The following is a 17211-nucleotide window of genomic DNA, read 5'->3' on the forward strand; positions in this document are numbered from 1 at the left end:
TGTCCGCCCAACGCGCCCGCATACCCTCGTACGCATGCCGACCCGCCCGCAGGGGACCGTGACGCGTGGGACCACGAACCCCAACCGTCTGCGCCGCATGGACCGCTGGATCGCGGCGACCCACGGCGCCGAGCTGCGCCGCGCCGCGGACCCGCTGGCGGTCGACCTCGGCTACGGCGCCGCACCCTGGACCGCGGTCGAGTTGCTTCAGCGGCTGCGCACGGCGGCCCCCCGTACCCGCGTGGTCGGTGTGGAGATCGACCCGGCCCGGGTGGCGGCAGCGCGGCCGTACGAGCGGGCGGGGCTGGTCTTCCGGCACGGCGGCTTCGAGGTGCCGGTGCCGGGCACGCCGACCCTGATCCGCGCGGCGAACGTACTGCGTCAGTACGACGAGGACGAGGTGACCGCGGCCTGGGACCGCCTCCGCGCGCGGCTCGCCCCCGCCACGGCCACGTCCCGGGGCGGCCTGCTGGTCGAGGGCACGTGTGACGAGATCGGTCGCCGTCACGTCTGGGTCGCGCTCGGCCCGGAGGGCCCCCGTACGGTCACGTTCGCCACCCGTCTCGGCTCCCTGGACCGCCCGTCCGACCTCGCCGAACGCCTCCCCAAGGCCCTCATCCACCGCAACGTCCCCGGCGAGCCGGTGCATGCCTTCCTCCGTGACTTCGACCGCGCCTGGGCGACCGCGGCTCCGTACGCCTCGTACGGCGCCCGCCAGCGCTGGATGCGCGCCGTCCGCGCCGTGAGTACCGACTGGCCGGTGCGCGACGGCGCGGCCCGCTGGCGCCAGGGCGAAGTCACGGTCGCGTGGGAGGCCTTGGCGCCGCGCGGCTGATGTGGGGCACCTGGGGAACGCATGCCGTGAGTTGTTCGTCACACAGGGCGGGGAGATCATCCACAGGGGTGCGGAAGACGCGGAGGAGTGGAAGAGGGGAGGGAGTTCGTGTCCTCCTCTGTCGTATTGCGGCACGACATGGCACGATCCCCCAAGTGTCCGGAAGTTACTGACGGTAAATCAGTTTGGGGGGCAGAGGCATGACTGCGGGCAAGCGGAGCCTGACCACGGCGGCCGTGGCACTTGTCTGCGCGGTGACCGTACTGGGCGCACCGGGCATGGCCCACGCAAGCCAGGCGAAACCGAACCTCACACCATCGCCCTCACCGACTGATTCGCCCGGTGCGACAACCGCGAGCACCGAGGAACTGGAAGCCGTACGCAAGAAGCTGGACAGGCTCTACCACGACGCGGCGGTGGCCACGGACGCCTACAACGCGGCCGAGGAGAAGACCAAGAGGCAGTCCGCCGAGATCGTCGAGCTGGCCCGCGAGATCGTCAAGGGCAAGGAGAGGCTGGAGAAGCTGAAGGACCTCATGGGCGCGGCAGCCCGCGCCCAGTACCGCGGCGGCGGCCTGCCACCCGAGGTCCGGCTCTGGCTCAGCGAGAACCCGCAGGACTTCCTCGACAGCGCCGGCCGCGTACGGCAGGGCCAGCTCGCGTCCAAGGGAGTGCTCGCCGAAATGGAGCGCACGCAGGAGGACTTGGAGCTGTACGCGAAGGACGCCTCCACCCAGTGGAAGAAGCTGGAGGCCAACCGGAAGGCCAGGGCCGCGGCCAAGAAGGAGATCAAGAAGCAGATCGCCGCGGCCGAGGAACTGGAGTCCCAGTTGGAGCAGGAGGAGCGCGAGCGGCTGGCGGAGCTGGAGGAGCAGGCCGCACGGAAGGCGCAGACCGCGTGGCTCGGCTCGGGCGTGCTGGACGAGATCAGCGGCAAGGCGTCCGAGGAGGGCAGGAAGGCGGTGAAGTTCGCGACGGACCAGATCGGCAAGCCGTACGAGTGGGGCGCCGAGGGTCCGGGGACGTACGACTGCTCCGGCCTCACCTCACAGGCCTGGGCCTCCGCCGGGAAGGGCATCCCGCGCACCTCCCAGGAGCAGTGGAAGCGGCTCGACCGCGTCGACGTCAAGGACATGCGCCCCGGCGACCTGATCATCTACAACGCGGACGCCAGCCATGTGGCGATGTACATCGGCGACGGCGCCATCGTCCACTCCCCCCGCCCCGGCCGCACGGTGACGATCGCAGGCGCGGGCTCCATGCCGATCCTGGGAGTCGTACGACCGGACGCGTGAGCCGCACGACGCGCGGGGGCCGCGGGGGCCGCGTTACGGGTCGGGCCGCGCCCGTGCGCTTTTAGGGGCGCGGGGCTGTACTGCATATGCGGCTCCGCCGCGTGGGCGCGACCAGCCACGACAATCCCGCAGCAGACCACCAACAACAGACCCCGACAGATGCGACTAATAGGCCACAAGCCTCACCACAACCACCCACCCAGCCAACACCCCTGAATAGCAACAAAAAACGGCGAAAAGGGAACACTCCACCCACGCGCCCCCTACCACGTTCCCCCACCACCCGCCCCCACCCGCGTGACATTAGTCATCCCCGGCGGAGCCCCCGTGTCCAAGTGCGTTACGGGATGCGGCATATGACGGTGGCCATTCGCCGGTAGCCGCCCCGCAGACCATTCCGTTGCCGCGCCGCCTACCGCTATGGTCCCGGTCGGTGGTTCGAGACTCCTCGTTCCCACCGCGCCCTCGGGGGAGGGAAGGAAACTCAAGACGATGCCCGTACCCATACCGCGGCAGAGAGCGATCCCGGCCGTGGAGAGTGGTCAGGCGCACTCCGTGTCCGCACCCAGCGGCCCACCCTGCGACCCGCCCGGAGACCCGTTCAGCGGCCCTCCCAGCGGCTCGCCCATCCCGTCCGGAGAGGGGGCGGCACTGAGCGCCACACCCGCCACACCTGCCACCCCTGCCGACAGCACCGAGAGCGCCGAGAGCACCAGCAGCGCCGGCTCTGCCGGCACCCACGCCAACCTCACCGTGCTGCTGATCGAGGACGACCCGGCAGGATCACTCAGCGTGCCCGAACTGCTCGACTCCGCGGGCAAACCGATCCGGGTCCGCACCGCCCGCAACCTCACCGAGGCCGGGCGGCTCCTCACCGACGACGTGAACTGCATCCTCCTCGACCTCGCACTCCCGGCCCCGGGCAGCGGCGACGCCGGCAACGACGACGAGCTGGCCGTGCTCAAGCACGTCCTGCGGCTCGCGCCCCGCCACGCCGTGCTCGCGCTCACCGGTTCCGGCGACGCCGAGCGCGGCGCCGAGGCGGTGCGCGTCGGCGCCCAGGACTACCTCTTCCGAGACGAGCTGGACGGTCGTCTGCTGAGCCGGGCGATCCGGTACGCGGTGGAGCGGAAACGTTCCGACAAGGCCGAGCGACACCTCACCGAGTCCAGGCTGCGGGCCCAGGAGAACGCCCGCCTGGAGCGCGGCCTCCTCCCCACCCCCCTGCTGGAGGGCTCCCCGCTCCGCTTCGCCGCCCGCTACCGCCCGGGCCGCTCCCGCGCGCTCCTCGGCGGCGACTTCTACGACACGGTCCGCACCTCCGACGGCACCGTGCACGCCATGATCGGCGACGTCTGCGGGCACGGTCCCGACGAGGCGGCGCTCGGCGTGGAGCTGCGGATCGCCTGGCGGGCGCTGACGTTCGCGGGACTGTGCGGGGACCAGTTGCTCTCCACGCTCCAGCAGGTCCTGGAGCACGAACGTGAGAGCGACGAGATCTTCGCGACGCTGTGCACGGTCGACATTTCGCCGGACGGCCGCAGCGCGGGCCTGTGCCTGGCCGGCCACCCGGCCCCGCTGCTCACCCGCCCCGGCGCGGGAGGCACTCCGGTGGCCGAGCTCCTGCCGTACGGCAACAACGGCCCGGCTCTCGGTCTGCTGCCGAACGCCCGCTGGCCTCGTACGCAGATCCAGCTGGGCGGCTCGTGGGGCCTGATGCTCTATACGGACGGCCTGATCGAGGGCCGCATCGGCACGGACGGCGAACGCCTCGGCCAGGACGGCATGGTCGACCTGATCCGCCGCCTGCTCGACCGGGGCCTGGCAGGCGAGGCGCTGCTCCAGGCGGCGGTGAGCGAGGTCCGCAACCTCAACGGGGGCGAGCTGACGGACGACGTGGCGGTCCTGCTGCTGAACCGCGGCACCTAGAGCGCCCGAAGGCCGCCGTACTACAGCTCAAAGCTCAGCACGCGTCCGTGCAGCCCCTTGGGGTGCTGGCGCCTTGAGGGTGCTGGGGCTTGCTTGGCGTGGTGCTGTGAGTGGTGCTGTGAGCGGTCCGGTCACCGGCCGCCGTTGTACGGACCGTACGGACCGTCGCTGCTCGATCCGCGGCGGCCACCACCCCCGCCACCGGAGACCTGCTGGATCGCGGGGCGGACGTCGACGAAGAAGACGATCGTCGCGATGAGGCCCGCGATCTGCAGGAAGAGCATCGGCACGAGCAGGTTCACCGCGACCGTGACGCCCAGGATGATCAGCCAGAACATTTTGTTCTGCTTGTCGGCGGCGCGATACGCGTCGTCACGCGCCATCGCGGCCAGTACCAGCGCCGCCACCGCGAGCAGCAGCATGGCGAGGTAAAGCAGCGACATGAAGCCGCCGAATGCCGTCATCAGCACAATGCCCACCACCCGGGTCGATTCGTCCTACGGCCACCGTACCCGGAGAACGGGCCGCACACCCCAAAGGTGCCCGACCCGTTCTCGTACCGCTGTTCGCCCACCGGGGTTCCTACTTCGCGGGAGGCGTGATCTTCTTCGTGGGGGTCTTCCTGGCGGCCGGGGCGGCCTTCTTCGGCGCGGGCTTCTTGGCGGAGGCGGCGGGCGAGGGCTGAGCGGCGGGCGCGGGCTGGGCCGCAGGCGCCGGTGCGGGCGCGGGCTGGGCGGCAGCGGGCCGCTCCTGCTCCTTGACCTCGACGGGCTCCGGCTTCGGCTCGACGACGACCGCGAGCTGCCCCATCTCCTCCGCGGCCTCACCACGCCAGGTCTTCACGGCCTGCTCGCCGTGCTCGGCCACCTTCTCGTAGGTCTCCCGCGCCTTCACGGCGTACTCGGCGGCGACGCCGACACCGCGCAGAGCGAGGTCCTGGGCGGTCTCGCCGAGCTTCTTCAGGTCGGTGTCGAGGGAGCCGAGGATGTCGCTGATCCTGACCTGGAGGTTCTCCTGCGCCTCCTTGGCACGCACGGCGGCCCTCTCCTGCGCCTCCTTGGCACGGGCGGCGGCCTTCTCCTGGCTCTCCTTGAGCCGGGCAGCAGCCTTCTCCTGCGTCTCCTTGACCCGCGCGGTGGCCTTCTCCTGGACCACCTTGGGGTCGGTGTTGCGAACCGCCTCGATGCGGGACGGGGCCTCGGCGCGGATCTGCTCGACGATGCCGGGCACCTTCTTGGCCTGCTGGAGGGCCAGGTCGGCGGTGCCGGCGGCGAAGTAGAGCGGCGTCGGGTCGCTGAGGGTCTTGCGCAGGTCTTCGGTGATGGCCATGGTGAACGTCCTCCCGTAATGGCTTTCGGCTGAGGGTTTTGTGGTTCGGTTCGCAGCGGTCCGGCACCTTTGCCGCCCGCGGGGTCGTGCCCGCCTCGGTGACGGGCCCGCTCTTCAGGGCCTCGGGGTCAACTCGCCGTCTGCTGCGAACCGGCATCGCCGCCGTCGGCCGTGCGAGGGCCGGGGCGTTCGGTGTCCTGGACGGCACGTATCTCGCCGCGCACGCCCGTGACACCCATCACATCCGTCACGTCCTGAGCACCCTGGACTCCCTGGACTCCATGGCCCTGGACTCCCTGGTCCCGGACGCCCTGTTCCTGGACGTCGCCCAGACCGTCGTCGTCCGCCGAGCCCGCGACCTCGAAGCCGTTCTCCTTGCGGAACGACTCGTAGATCTGGAGCAGCACCTGCTTCTGCCGCTCGTTCAGCGTGGGGTCGTCGAGGATGACGGCGCGCGTCGCACCGTCCCGTCGACCCTCCTCGCCGTCCCGCTCGGCATCGAGAATGCCGGCGCGCACGTACAGCGTCTCCGCGGAGATCCGCAGCGCCTTGGCGACCTGCTGCAGCACCTCCGCGCTCGGCTTGCGCAGCCCGCGCTCGATCTGGCTCAGATACGGATTGGACACCCCGGCGGCGGCGGCGAGCTGCCTGAGGGACAGCTGCGCGTTGCGCCGCTGTTCGCGGAGGTACTCACCAAGATTGCCGACGTTCAGCGATGCCATACCCCTACAGTGCCCCACCCCCGCTAACTTTTGCAAGCACTCGCTTGCAAAAGTGTGCCATCAGCGCCGATCGGCGAACACGCGGTCGGCCGTGTCGCAGTCAATCCGGCGGCAACGCACCCCGGGCGCGGACCGGGCCGAGCCGCCGCGAGCCCGCCTGAGCTGAGGACGCCTGCGCCGATCGCCGCCGCCTGGCATGAACCTGCCTGGCATGAACCCGATGATCGGCGGCCAGATCCAGGTGGACATCGTCTACACCCCGGCTCAGCTGCGCGGTCGCGGCTACGCGGGCGCCGTGACGGCGGAGGTGAGCCGGGCCGCGCTCGCCGCGGGCGCGAGGGATGTCGTGCTGTTCGCGGACCTGTCCAACCCCACCAGCAACGCCCTCTACCAGGGCCTCGGCTATCGCAAGCTCACCGACTGGTCTGCCTACGACTTCTCATCCGCTGCACCAGCCTGAGCAGCCGTGCACACGAGAGCCCTCGCCGACGCGGCGGCGCGGGGTTCTCGGTCCGCCTGGAGCCGCTGGCCGCTGGCTCAACTTCTCTACCTGTAACGCCAGTCGGCGCTGATCTGGGCGGCCACGGAGAAGTCCGTGTCACAGTCGGGGCAGGTCGCGTCGCCGAACACGTAGGTCAGCGCGGCAGCGACCTCTCGCCGGCCGTCGGCGAGGGCGGTGTCGTGGAGACGCCGGCCGATGCCGTCCAGATCGTCTGGGTCGGTGGGGCGCAACGGTTTCGTCTCCGCCTCCACCTGGTCGTCCGACAGCGCGTAGTCATCGCTGGTGCAGAAGAATCCGCGCTCGCCGAAGACCACGAACAGGACCTCCTCGCACTCAGGGCAGGAGACCTCGTACTCTTCGTTCGTGAGCCCCCACGCGAGCTCCTCGCTCCAGCCGACGACGCCCTCGAAGGCCAGGACGGATTCGAGAAGGTAGACGTACTCGCTGCGATCACTGGCCGTCCGAAGGCGCTCGTTCGCCAGTGACAGCAAGGTCGCCACCTCGGCCGCGTGCTTGACGCGGACATCGTCGGCCTCGGGCCCCGGACCGGCGCCCGCCATGATCGCGCCCGCCAGGGTCAGGGCGCTCACCGCCTGCTCCCGGTCGTCCGAGCCGGCTGTGCCGGCCAGCCAGGGCAGTGCGGCGAAGCTGGCCGAGTACACGCTGCCCTGGTGGCACAGGGACGACCAGAGATCGTTCCAGAGCTCGGAGCTCGGCTCCGAGGCGATCCGGTCCAGCAGGGCTGGTATGTCTTCCGCAGAGCCGTACGCATGGCTGAGCCGCGACCAATCCGTCATGCGAGGAATCCAACCAGACCGACCACGGCGGCGGCCGCCCGGCACCGTCCCTACGTGCGCCTGCGGGAGCCCGTACGACCGTGGCGCGGAAATCGGTCAACGCCGAATAACCGCATTGCCGTTTCTCTCATTGGGCATTACGGTTACTCGCATGACTGCCGGGTTGGCGGCCTTGTGCCGTGAGCGAGTTGGTTGCCCGGCCTCCGAGTGAGGCCGGTGCGGGCCAGGGGCCCGCCGTTTTCTCCACCGGATGTCACCGGACGTTCGGCCTGTTCCGTGGGTTTCGCGTGGCGTTTCCGCGTGCCCGTACGACGACGCCGTAGCCGCACGCCCGGCTGATCCCCTTCCCAACGGGCTGCCCGCACCGCTTGCGTGCTTTCACGCCGCCCCACCGCAGGCGCCTCCTCACACGCCCTTCTCGCGTGCCCTTTTCGCGTGCCCTTTTCGCGTGCCGTTCTCACGCGCCGCTCCCAGGCGCCCCGCGGCAATTACCCCTGCCCAAAAACAGAGAACGCAAAAACACAAAACAGAAAGCCGAGAATGCCCAACCCGAGAATGACCAACCCCTTCAACCAACAGCTCATCGATGAATTCCGCGCCAACCACGGCCAGGTCGGCGGGCATTTCGAGGGCGCCCGGCTCATCCTGCTGACCACCACCGGCGCCCGCACAGGCACCCCGCACACCACCCCCGTCGGCTTCCTCCACGACGGCGACGGCCGGATCCTCGTCATCGCCTCGGCAGGCGGCTCACCCAGGCACCCCGACTGGTTCCGCAACCTGGTCGCCCATCCGCGGGTGACCGTGGAGAGCGGAGCGTTCACGTACGAGGCCGAGGCCGTCGTCCTGACCGGCAAGGAGCGGGACCAGGCCTTCGCGCGGGCGGTCGAGAGCGATCCGGGCTGGGCCGAGTACCAGGCCAAGACGGACCGGGTCATCCCCGTGGTCGCCCTGCGCGAGATCGCCAAGGGCGGGCCACCGAACATCAACGCGGGCTCCATGGGCATGGCCGTGAAGGTCGTGCATGACGCCTTCAGACGCGAACTTGCCCTGATTAGGCAGGAGTTGACCGGGGAGCAGTCGGCCGGGAACAGCGGCTCTGACGAAACCAACTCCAACACCCGCCTCGGCGCCCAGCTCCGCATCAACTGCCTCACCCTCTGCCAGGGCCTGCACAACCACCACACCGGCGAGGACATCGCCCTGTTCCCGTTCCTCGCCGACCGCCACCCCGAACTGGCCCCGGTCCTCAACCGACTGCGCCACGAGCACGAACGGATCGCCGCGCTCCTGGAGGACCTCCGCCGAGTCGTCGCCGACGAGGCCGGGGACACCGAACCCGGCCACGTCCTGCGTGAGGTGGAACGCCTGACGGCCGAGCTCGAAGCCCATCTCGCCTACGAGGAGGAGCAGTTGATACCCGCCTTGGACACGGCCACGGTGTGAGGCGGACCCGGCCGGGGCGGACCCGGCCGGGGCGGACGCGTAGCCGGGGCGGAGGGAGCGCACCAGTGCCGGTGAGCGACTGGCGGGCCCTGGGGGAGTTGGGCCCGCCGGGGGGAGTAAGCCACTCACCGGCACGTTCGTTCACAGTAGTGACAGGAACGATCACTATGGTGCGCACTCGGTCATGACTCGGTCGCCTTCACGTAACACCACGAGGCGGAGGACCGCCGGTCACCAGGGCAGCCACGCGCCCTCCCCGCTCTGCGGCACCCAGTGGCGTCACTTCCCTTCGGGATACCCCTCCGCCAAGGCCGTTCCCTGGTCTCCGTGAGGCAGTGCGAGGGCGAGGTAGGGGTTCGCCGTCGACTTGGCCTTGAGGCCCAGGGTGGCCGTCGCGGCGGTCAGGGTCATGGCGTAGGTGTCCACCGCCCGGCGTACGTTGGGAGCCTCCAGGCTGTCGCCCGTCACGAGGCGGTCCAGGTCCACATACGCCGAGCGCACGGTCTCGATCCAGCGGTAGACACGCCAGTCGTCGCGCCAGCCCTTGGTGCAGTCCTCCGGGAGCCGACGGGACCAGCGGGCGAAGAGCCGCTCCCGGATCTCGGGGAGTGTCGGCGTCAGGTGGATGTGGCGGACCAGGTCGTAGAGCGGATCGCCCACCATCGCCATTTCCCAGTCGATGAGGGTCAGCCCTGTGCCGTCCTCGCGGCGCACGAGGTTCCACGGGTTGAGGTCGCCGTGCAGGAGCACGGATCGGCGGGGCGTCACCATGTGCCGGTCGAGGATCTCGCCCAGCCGGACACTGCTGGACGGCAGGCCGAGTTCCCTGGCCAGATCGAGGGTCTCCTTGGGGAGCTCGGACACCATGCGGATCAGTTCGTTCCGCAGCCTCCAGTAGAAGTCCGGGCTTTCCGCGTCCGGATCGAGCAGACCGCCGTCGATCTTCGTCAGCTCACAGAGCTGGTCGACGAGGTCGTCCGCCTCGTGCGGCAACAGCCCGTCAGCCGGATGGTCGGGGTGCCGGATCTCGCCCCTCGGTCCCTCGAAGGAGTGGATCGTGAACTGGTCCCAGAGGTCGCTGATGCCCAGGGCCAGCACTCTCGGGGCACGCACCCGTACCCCTGAGTCCTCGATCACGCGGAGGACGGCGTGCTCGTTGAGGTAGCGGCGCTCCCGGGGGCTGGCCGATCCCACCTTCCGCCGCACCATGACCGGGAACGGCACCCCCTTGACCCACACCCCTGTACTGAGATGGGCCGTCCCCTTGAACACGCGGTCCGCGGAGGCGGCACCCTCCTCGAACAGCGCTTCCTGTACGGCCGCGGCGGGAAAGTCCCGGTGCTCGGGCACCCGCGGGTCGCTCGTCCAGGAGATGGACGACACCGCCCGGTCGCGGCTGTGCCGCTTGCCGTTCGACACGTTCCAGCGGAAGAGAATGCGCTCGATCGCCCTCTCGTCCGGTACGCGCTTCAACCGCAAGGGGGCTTCGGCCGCCAGCAGCGCCCGGTGCACCTCATGGGTCGCCATGTCCAGGTCCCGCTGGTCGAAGGAGTCCCGGAGCGAGGTCGCCGCACGCATCACGTCCGGGTAGACCGACTGGGCCCTCTCGAAGGCGACATAGTGCTTCAGATCCCGCGTCAGACCGTTGACCGCCTTGGGGCGCCGCTGCGCCATCGCCGTGCACCACGCTTCCATCACCTCCGCCCACTGGTCGTCGGGGTACTGCATCCGCACCAGGTGGGTGGCGAGGTCGTGCAGCGGATCGCCATAGGTCGCCAGTTCCCAGTCGACACAGATCAGCGGCGGCTCTCCGTGGTACGACACGATCACGTTGTCGCGGTGCAGATCGGTGTGGAGCAGGCTGAAGGGCCGGCTGGCCATGGAGGGCACCCGCTCGGCGAAGCGCACCAGGGCGTCCTCGGGAATGCCCAGCATCGCGAACAGACCACCGAACTCGCCCCAGTTGCGCTGCCGGATCTGCTCCTCCGCCGCGAGCGCCAGGGTCCGCAGGAAGGCCCGGCTGTCCCGGCTGGTCCGGGGCCAGGACTGCGGCAGGGCAGGCAGATCCTTCCTGCGCACCTGCGTCATGTCCGCCAGCAGACCGGCCAGGGCGGAGATCAGATGTGAGTCGACCGGCTTGCCGTTGCGGCAGATGCTGGACAGCGGCACGCCCTGCACATAGCTCAGGATGGCCACGTCCCGGCGCTTGACCAGACACCGGGGGACATGCGGCAGCACACGGCAGATCGCTCCGAGGATCTCGGCCTCGTCCAGCCAGGTTCTGATGACGACGGGAAGTGCGGTGCGGATCTGTTCGCGCACGGTGACCCGGTCGTGGCCGGCGAGGGCCGTGAGCCACTTGTCGACGCCCTGGGGCGGCGCCGCCACGTAGTTCCGATTGTGGTGGCCCTGGCTGAACTCCCCCTGGGATCTGGCGTACGCCACCAGCCTGTCGAACGACTCATCGGCCGCGTTTGCCAGGTCGCAAGTCCCGGGCTTCGGCGGAGCACCCACGGGCCACTCCTGAATAACTGTGCGTCACTTCTGATGTTCATGCGAAGTGAAAGAGGTGGCCCTACTGTAGTTCCCCGAGTGGCCCGCGGCGCGCCAACCCGAGCAATTGGCGCCGCATCGAAGACGCCGTGCCGTCAGACAGCCCTAGCGTCAGACCGGCGTGGCGAGGTGCTCCCAGCAGGAGTCGAACCAGGCCTGCATGCTTTCCATGTACACGGAGCCGGTGGAGTTGGGGTCGCCTTCGTCGTTGACGTACCGGAGCAGCGTCGATCCCAGCCCCAGGACGTCCAGGGCTTCGATCTCCGTCCCGTCGTCCAGCCGGATGGTGCGCTTGAGCACCTCGTACGGGCCTGACAACGCCTCGGCCTTCGGACGCAGGTACAGCTTGAACGTGGGGGCCATCGCCACCTGCCGGATCTCCACGCGCGCGGACGGCACCACGCCTTCCGTCTCCAGATCGATCAGGGACGCGCGCAGCGAGGAGGTGTGCCGTGCGCTGATGGCGCGGAACCGCTCCTGGACCCGTTCCTGCAACCGGTCCAATGGCGGGGCCTCATCCAGTCCATCGGCCGCCTTCTTCACCGCGAGCGCCCGCAGGTACGGAAACTCCATCGATGTGGCGGGCAGCAGAAGCCGTACTTCGATCCGCTCCGGGGGCGGGATCTCCTTGGCGCGGATACGCAGAGCCTGCATCCGGATGTGGGCGTCGAGGCTCTCGGACGTCAGGGTGAAGACGTCCAGTCGCACCTCCTTCTGGGCGAAGGCCCGGTTGATGAAGGGCGCCAGCGTCGGCCGTACCAGAGGGTCGTCCTGCGGCTGCGTCAACGAGTGGATCGGCTTCTTCACGACCCGTGTCCCGCTGCCCTGGCGGGACTCGATCAGGCGCTCGCTCTTCAGCTCCCGGAGCACGCGCTGCACGGTGTCGCGCGAGACCCCGAACTCCTGGGCCAGCTCACGCTGCGGCGGCAGCAGGGCTCCGGGGGCGTAGGTGCCGTCCGTGATGCGGCCGCGCAGGTTCTCCAGGACGCGCTCGAACTCCGCACCACCGCTGTCACCACGTTCCGCGCTCACACCGCGACCGTACCTCTCCTCACGTATGGGCAAACCACATTCAGTCATATCGACCGCCGGTTGTGCAGGTTGAGTGCCCGAGTTTGGCGGGCGGTTAAGGGATCAAGCAGTCAGGGCACAACCAATTCAACCGGGTCAGTCCAATTGGACCGGTTATCGATCAGTTCGACGGATCGACCTAACGGATCGATTCAACGGATCAGTTCATCGCAGATGTACGGGGGTGGGTTCCTTGAAGGTCTTCCAGTGGCTGACGGCCGCACTGCTGCCCGACGCGTTGCAGATGGTCCAGTCGCCGTACGGAATGCTGACGCTGCTGTTCATCCTCTTCATGGCCGTCGGCATCGAGACGCGCAACAGGACGTGCCTGCTGCTCGGGGGGTTCTTCTTCGTGGCTCTGATGGCTCAGGCCTGACTCTTCAGCTGGTCGAGGACGAGCTTCAGAGAGCCGACGATGAACTCGGGGGCGACTCCCGCGTTCATCAGCTCCTCGGCCTTCCGCCCGTTGCGCGCGTAGCCGAGGAAGGCCACGCCCGCCTCCCGGGCGGCCTGGAAGTCGGTCGGTGCGTCGCCGACCATCAGCGAGGCGGAAGGGTCGGCACCCATGGCGTTCAGCGCCTGGACCAGGGTGTGCGGGTCCGGCTTCATCAGAGCCAGGTTCTGTGTACGACCGTAGATGTAGGGAAAGCAGCCGGTGAGGCCACGGCTCGCTATGTAACGAGCCGCCGCCAGCGCCGAGTTGTTCGTGGTGATGGCGAAACGAGCCCGTGTCGCCCAGGTCCTGATGAGCGGATCGGCGTACTCGGTGGGAAACGCCCTGGGGACGGCCTCCAGCTCCTGCCGCGTGAGCCACTCCTCCAGTTCGACGATCAGGTCGCTGCGCGGGTGTCGCCTGTTGACGCCGAGCAGCGCGGCATGCGGGTCCGTGGTGGATCGCTCCGTCTCGGTGAGCAGTCCACCGAGACCACGCCCGTCGATCAACCGCACCAGGTTCTCGGCCACTTCATCGGCTGGATGCCCCGCGAACAACCGGCATATCGGTCCGTCCAGATCCCACAGGACGAAACGAACGGAGGTGAGCAGTTCTCGCAGGTTCTCTGTCTCTACCGTCACCAACTCAGTCTGCGCCGCATCAGAAGTCACTAGGAGAGTGTCAGGTCCGTGGTGATGGTTTCCCAGAGGGCGTTGAACCACCTCTGCGACTCGTCCACGAACGCGGAGTCCCGCCGGCCGGCGCGCTTCTCGAAGGAGAAGAGCAGTGACTCCGTGCCCAGGACGTCGTACATGTCCAGGGTGCCCGCGTCCGACAGCTCCTCACGGCGAGTGATCATGTAGTACGCCATCAACGCCTCCGACTCGTTGATGAGGTACAGCTTCATCGGCGGGGTGAAGGGGAGCGCCCGGAACGTGACACGCACGTCGATGCCGTGCGAGGAGCGCAGTGAGCGGAGGTTGTGGCGCAGGACGTGGCCCTGGGCGTTGCGCTGGGCCAGCCAGCGTCCGTGGACCGGGTCGGCGTCCCCGTGTTCCGTGACGGAGATCGGGAAGGCCAGGTTGATGTCGCGGGACGGCAGCAGGATGCGGACGTCGATGGACTCGGGGCGGACGCGGCCCTCGTGGATCAGACGGACGGGCTCACCCAGGGCCAGCATCAGGGTCTCCGCCGTGAGACACGCCGCGTCGATCCGGACGTGAGGGGTCGAGAACGCCTCGGCCAGCCGTGGGGCCAGGCCCACCATCGTCGGCCGGGGCTGGTCGTGGGTCGGCGCCGGTTCGGCGATACGGGGCGGGCTGCCCTTGCTCACGTTGCTGAGCAGACCGTCGTTCTGGAGCACGCGCAGCGCCTGGCGGACCGTGCCGCGTTCCACGCCGAACTCCTCGGCGAGCTCGGCCTGGGTGGGCAGGCGGTCGCCGGCCTTGAGGTCTCCGGCGCGTATGCGGTCGCGCAGGACATCCGCGATCTCCTGCGGTGAGAGCCTTCTGCTGCCGTTCACTGCAACGTTCTCCTGGGTCACGACCAAAACGTACAACTCCTCTCCATCTTTGGGGAGTTGTTTTGGAGTTGTTTGTAGATGACGACCAAGTGGGCATAACTTAGTCGAAGTTGGTTGCCAACTTGATGAAGTTGGCGGAGGTTCTGACTCCTCTCACGGCCTCTTGGCACCTAGCGGCCCGCAGCACGTGTGCAAAAGACGCCCCGCGTCACCCCGGTTCCGTACCCCGCTCCACCGAAACGCACCGAAGGGGGAACACCCATGCCCGTCCTCGCCCTCCTCTCCGCAGTCCTCGTCGTCGGTTTCGAGCAGTTCGTCCAGTGGCACTACGGCCCCATGGGTATCGTCGGCCTGCTGCTCCTCACCATCGGGCTCAAGGCCAAGAGCCCCACGTGCAGCTCCATCGGGGCCGTCGTGCTGGCCCTGATGGTCGCCGGGCCGGCCCTGTGAGCAGCGCCGACCCGAGTCACCATCCCCGTGTCAAGCCCGGTCAGCCGGTTTCAAGCCCGCGTCAAACCCCGGCGGCAGACGATCAGTTCGTGAGCAGCAGCTCCGAACTGATCGTCCCCCACAGTGCGTCGAACCACAGGTGCGACTGCTCCACGAAGGTCGTGTCCCGTAAACCGGCCCCCTGCTCGAAGGCGAACAGCATCGACCGAGTGCCCTCGGCGTCGTACGTCTCCAGCTGTTCACTGTCCACCTCCTGCTCCCGGCGCTGGACGGTGTAGTACGCGAAGAGCGCCTCCGCACCGTTCAGCAGGTACAGCTTCACCGGCGGGGTGAAGGGGAGCGCGCGGAACGAAACGTGCACGTCGATGCCGTGCGAGGCGCGGAGCGCATACAGGTTGTGCCGCAGGACCTGGCCCTGCGCGTTGCGCTGTGCGAGCCAGCGGCGTTGCAGCCGGCCGTCGGACGAATGGTCCACCGGGGCCGGGAAGGCGAGGTCGATGTCGCGGCTGGGCAGCAGGACGCGTACGTCGACCCTGGCCGGTTTCATGCGCCCCGCGTGAATCTCACGCAACGGCTCACCCATGGCGAGGGTCAGCGAGACCGATGTCAGGCACAGCGCGTCGATCTCGACGTGCTGTGCGGTGAAGGCGGCCGAAATACGTGGGGCGAGCCCCACCATCGTGGGCTGGGGCGGGGCCTCGGGACCGGTCGGCATCTTCCCCGAGATCGCAGCCACGGTGGCAGGACTGCCCTTGGAAACGTTGGTGAGCAAACGCTCCGACTGCAGGATGCGCAGCGCCTGGCGTACGGCACCCCGATCCACACCGAACTCGTCGGCCAGCCTGGCCTGAGTGGGCATGCGCTGGCCCGGCCTCAGCTCACCGGACCTGATCCGGCTGCGCAACTCGTCGGCCACCTCGTGGTGTGACCTCTGTGGCGGATGTGACTTCTTCCGCCCATTGACTGCGGCATGTTCCCCGTCCACGACCGAACATTACAACTTCACGCCATCTTTGGGCAGTTCATGAGAAGGTGGTTATGAGACGACTCCAAGCGGAGATAACTATGGTTGAGTTGGTCGCCAACTTGAGCAACATGGTCAAACTTAACGGGGGGTTGGTCACCTCAGGTGACCAAGGATTCGCTGAGGGTGACTCCGTCGACAGGTGGGCGATCAGCGGCACAGGGTCGGACTCCCTTCCGGAGGGGAGCCGGGAGCTCGGCCGGCCACGTACAGCCATAACCGAAGAGCACAGCCACAGTTGAACAGCACAGTCACAACTGAAGAGCACAGCCACAACTGCATACCGGCACCACAACTTCATATGGGGAGCCACGACAACTGCATAGCTACGGATACGGATTCAGCACCACAGAAGTGCCAACACCTGAACCAGCAACAGCAGAACCAACTGCACCACCTGCACGGAAGGAGCACCGCTCACGGGATGCCCAGGCACCACGGTTGCCTGGACTTATGCAGCAGTACGCAGCAGGGCGCCCAACTCACCGACTTCGAGGGTGAGTTCGGCGCCCTCATGTGTTCTCCGGTGCATTCCCCGCAGAACGCCCCTCACAGGAGCAGGTCGTCCACCTGCGCTTCCCCGTCGCGGTACCTGCGGGCGATCTCCGCGCTGCAGTCGTCGGCCGTGCGCTGCAGCTGCTGACGGCGGCGCGAGATCTGCTGCTCGTAGCGGACGAGACGGCGCAGGCCCGCGCCCAGCTCCTCGTCCGTGCGGGCCTGAAGGTCGGACAGCTCGACCTCGGCGAGCATGTCGGAGGCCAGGGCCCGGTACTCCTCACCCTGCGGGGTGCCCACCGTCACATGGCGGGCCGAGGAGCGATGCCGGGCCGGGGCGTCCGTGAGGATCTCCGGGAGCCGGTCGACCAGGCCGGCGGGCGCCGCCGTCCCGCCCCGCCCCTCCAGCTCGGCCCGCAGGATGTCGATGCGCCCCTGGAGCAGCCGCCGTACGTAGCTGAGGTCGGCCTCGTCCCGCTGGGCGTCCCGGCGCAGGGTCCGCAGTTCGGACAGCCGGAGCAGGGCCAGATCCCGGCTGGACTGATCGGGTGCCACCGGTGTGCTGTTCGTGCGCTGCACGGGAGGACGATGAGCGCCCCCGACGGTCCGCTCCACCCACTCCGCCCATTGCGCCGGCGGCTGCCCCGTACTGGTGTTCGTACCCGAAGTGCTCATGCGTCTCAACCGTCCCCTCAGCCGGCGCGGTGCGCCCCACGCACGCACCGCAACAACGGGCATCGTGCCACCCCAAGTAGCCACTATGTGACCGAGTGCCCCTGATCTGCCCCAGATGCGGGGTTAAGAATCA

The 17211-nt window shown here is 68.6% G+C and carries 16 protein-coding genes and 1 pseudogene; 7 read left to right on the forward strand and 10 right to left on the reverse strand.

Features of this window, described 5'->3' with window-relative positions; genetic code table 11:
- Positions 1–34: 34 nt before the first annotated feature.
- The 3 genes from E0500_RS07090 (at position 35) to E0500_RS07100 (ending at position 4059) form a co-directional block, all read left to right on the forward strand.
- On the forward strand, positions 35–835 hold the full coding sequence (locus E0500_RS07090) for a class I SAM-dependent methyltransferase (protein WP_131571883.1): 801 nt from the start codon (positions 35–37) through the stop codon (positions 833–835).
- Between the two features lie 200 nt (positions 836–1035).
- Entirely contained in the window at positions 1036–2130 is a 1095-nt protein-coding gene (locus tag E0500_RS07095; RefSeq protein ID WP_131571882.1) for a C40 family peptidase, read from the forward strand.
- 492 nt (positions 2131–2622) lie between these two features.
- Positions 2623–4059, forward strand: coding sequence for a PP2C family protein-serine/threonine phosphatase (locus E0500_RS07100; protein ID WP_181586901.1), 1437 nt, complete (start codon positions 2623–2625; stop codon positions 4057–4059).
- Positions 4060–4190: 131 nt separating this feature from the next.
- Here E0500_RS07100 and E0500_RS07105 read toward each other — a convergent pair whose 3' ends face one another.
- The 3 genes from E0500_RS07105 to E0500_RS07115 all read right to left on the reverse strand — a co-directional run bounded on the left by E0500_RS07105 (position 4191) and on the right by E0500_RS07115 (position 6110).
- Positions 4191–4523 carry a DUF2516 family protein gene (locus E0500_RS07105; RefSeq protein ID WP_220140467.1) on the reverse strand — a complete coding sequence of 111 codons (333 nt, stop codon included), beginning with the start codon at positions 4521–4523 and terminating at the stop codon, positions 4191–4193.
- A gap of 118 nt (positions 4524–4641) precedes the next feature.
- Positions 4642–5388 carry a hypothetical protein gene (locus E0500_RS07110; protein ID WP_131563248.1) on the reverse strand — a complete coding sequence of 249 codons (747 nt, stop codon included), beginning with the start codon at positions 5386–5388 and terminating at the stop codon, positions 4642–4644.
- 128 nt (positions 5389–5516) lie between these two features.
- Positions 5517–6110, reverse strand: a complete 594-nt coding sequence (locus E0500_RS07115; RefSeq protein WP_131563249.1) for a helix-turn-helix domain-containing protein — start codon at positions 6108–6110, stop codon at positions 5517–5519.
- A 196-nt stretch (positions 6111–6306) separates the two neighbouring features.
- Here E0500_RS07115 and E0500_RS07120 point away from each other — a divergent pair.
- A pseudogene (locus E0500_RS07120) lies at positions 6307–6570 on the forward strand (GNAT family N-acetyltransferase); the annotation flags it as partial.
- Positions 6571–6656: 86 nt separating this feature from the next.
- Here E0500_RS07120 and E0500_RS07125 read toward each other — a convergent pair.
- Positions 6657–7409, reverse strand: coding sequence for a hypothetical protein (locus tag E0500_RS07125; protein ID WP_131563250.1), 753 nt, complete (start codon positions 7407–7409; stop codon positions 6657–6659).
- 555 nt (positions 7410–7964) lie between these two features.
- Between E0500_RS07125 and E0500_RS07130 the strand changes: the two genes are divergently transcribed.
- Positions 7965–8855 (forward strand): nitroreductase/quinone reductase family protein, encoded by an 891-nt coding sequence (locus tag E0500_RS07130; RefSeq protein ID WP_131563288.1) that lies wholly within the window; start codon positions 7965–7967, stop codon positions 8853–8855.
- 279 nt (positions 8856–9134) lie between these two features.
- Here the strand turns inward: E0500_RS07130 and E0500_RS07135 are convergent, their stop codons facing one another.
- Positions 9135–11369 (reverse strand): aminoglycoside phosphotransferase family protein, encoded by a 2235-nt coding sequence (locus E0500_RS07135; protein ID WP_131563251.1) that lies wholly within the window; start codon positions 11367–11369, stop codon positions 9135–9137.
- Between the two features lie 150 nt (positions 11370–11519).
- Positions 11520–12440 (reverse strand): GntR family transcriptional regulator, encoded by a 921-nt coding sequence (locus tag E0500_RS07140; protein ID WP_309504981.1) that lies wholly within the window; start codon positions 12438–12440, stop codon positions 11520–11522.
- 223 nt (positions 12441–12663) lie between these two features.
- Here E0500_RS07140 and E0500_RS07145 point away from each other — a divergent pair, with 223 nt between their 5' ends.
- The gene (locus E0500_RS07145) at positions 12664–12855 is read left to right on the forward strand and encodes a hypothetical protein (protein WP_131563253.1); all 192 of its coding nucleotides are present in this window, start codon (positions 12664–12666) and stop codon (positions 12853–12855) included.
- Here the strand turns inward: E0500_RS07145 and E0500_RS07150 are convergent.
- Both E0500_RS07150 and E0500_RS07155 read right to left on the reverse strand, forming a co-directional pair.
- Positions 12846–13553, reverse strand: coding sequence for an HAD family hydrolase (locus E0500_RS07150; RefSeq protein WP_131563254.1), 708 nt, complete (start codon positions 13551–13553; stop codon positions 12846–12848). The two genes, E0500_RS07145 and E0500_RS07150, sit on opposite strands and share 10 nt — an antisense overlap.
- Before the next feature lie 29 nt (positions 13554–13582).
- Entirely contained in the window at positions 13583–14461 is an 879-nt protein-coding gene (locus E0500_RS07155) for a GntR family transcriptional regulator (RefSeq protein ID WP_131563289.1), read from the reverse strand.
- 234 nt (positions 14462–14695) lie between these two features.
- Here E0500_RS07155 and E0500_RS07160 point away from each other — a divergent pair, with 234 nt between their 5' ends.
- On the forward strand, positions 14696–14884 hold the full coding sequence (locus E0500_RS07160) for a hypothetical protein (RefSeq protein WP_131563255.1): 189 nt from the start codon (positions 14696–14698) through the stop codon (positions 14882–14884).
- An 82-nt stretch (positions 14885–14966) separates the two neighbouring features.
- Here E0500_RS07160 and E0500_RS07165 read toward each other — a convergent pair whose 3' ends face one another.
- Together E0500_RS07165 and E0500_RS07170 are read right to left on the reverse strand one after the other, a co-directional pair.
- The gene (locus tag E0500_RS07165; RefSeq protein ID WP_131563256.1) at positions 14967–15869 is read right to left on the reverse strand and encodes a GntR family transcriptional regulator; all 903 of its coding nucleotides are present in this window, start codon (positions 15867–15869) and stop codon (positions 14967–14969) included.
- Between the two features lie 588 nt (positions 15870–16457).
- Positions 16458–17078: an AmfC protein gene (locus tag E0500_RS07170; protein ID WP_131563257.1), complete on the reverse strand. Its 621-nt coding sequence runs from the start codon at positions 17076–17078 to the stop codon at positions 16458–16460.
- Between the last annotated feature and the right edge of the window lie 133 nt (positions 17079–17211).

Source organism: Streptomyces sp. KM273126 (genome assembly GCF_004337435.2).
GTDB classification, from domain to species: domain Bacteria; phylum Actinomycetota; class Actinomycetes; order Streptomycetales; family Streptomycetaceae; genus Streptomyces; species Streptomyces acidicola.

Excerpts from the sequence above, each read along its gene's own strand:
- E0500_RS07160 (WP_131563255.1), top strand. The coding sequence starts at position 14,696 with ATGCCCGTCCTCGCCCTCCTCTCCGCAGTCCTCGTCGTCGGTTTCGAG.
- E0500_RS07130 (WP_131563288.1), top strand. The coding sequence starts at position 7,965 with ATGACCAACCCCTTCAACCAACAGCTCATCGATGAATTCCGCGCCAAC.
- E0500_RS07110 (WP_131563248.1), bottom strand. The coding sequence starts at position 5,388 with ATGGCCATCACCGAAGACCTGCGCAAGACCCTCAGCGACCCGACGCCG.
- E0500_RS07125 (WP_131563250.1), bottom strand. The coding sequence starts at position 7,409 with ATGACGGATTGGTCGCGGCTCAGCCATGCGTACGGCTCTGCGGAAGAC.
- E0500_RS07115 (WP_131563249.1), bottom strand. The coding sequence starts at position 6,110 with ATGGCATCGCTGAACGTCGGCAATCTTGGTGAGTACCTCCGCGAACAG.
- E0500_RS07170 (WP_131563257.1), bottom strand. The coding sequence starts at position 17,078 with ATGAGCACTTCGGGTACGAACACCAGTACGGGGCAGCCGCCGGCGCAA.
- E0500_RS07095 (WP_131571882.1), top strand. The coding sequence starts at position 1,036 with ATGACTGCGGGCAAGCGGAGCCTGACCACGGCGGCCGTGGCACTTGTC.
- E0500_RS07100 (WP_181586901.1), top strand. The coding sequence starts at position 2,623 with ATGCCCGTACCCATACCGCGGCAGAGAGCGATCCCGGCCGTGGAGAGT.
- E0500_RS07090 (WP_131571883.1), top strand. The coding sequence starts at position 35 with ATGCCGACCCGCCCGCAGGGGACCGTGACGCGTGGGACCACGAACCCC.
- E0500_RS07105 (WP_220140467.1), bottom strand. The coding sequence starts at position 4,523 with ATGACGGCATTCGGCGGCTTCATGTCGCTGCTTTACCTCGCCATGCTG.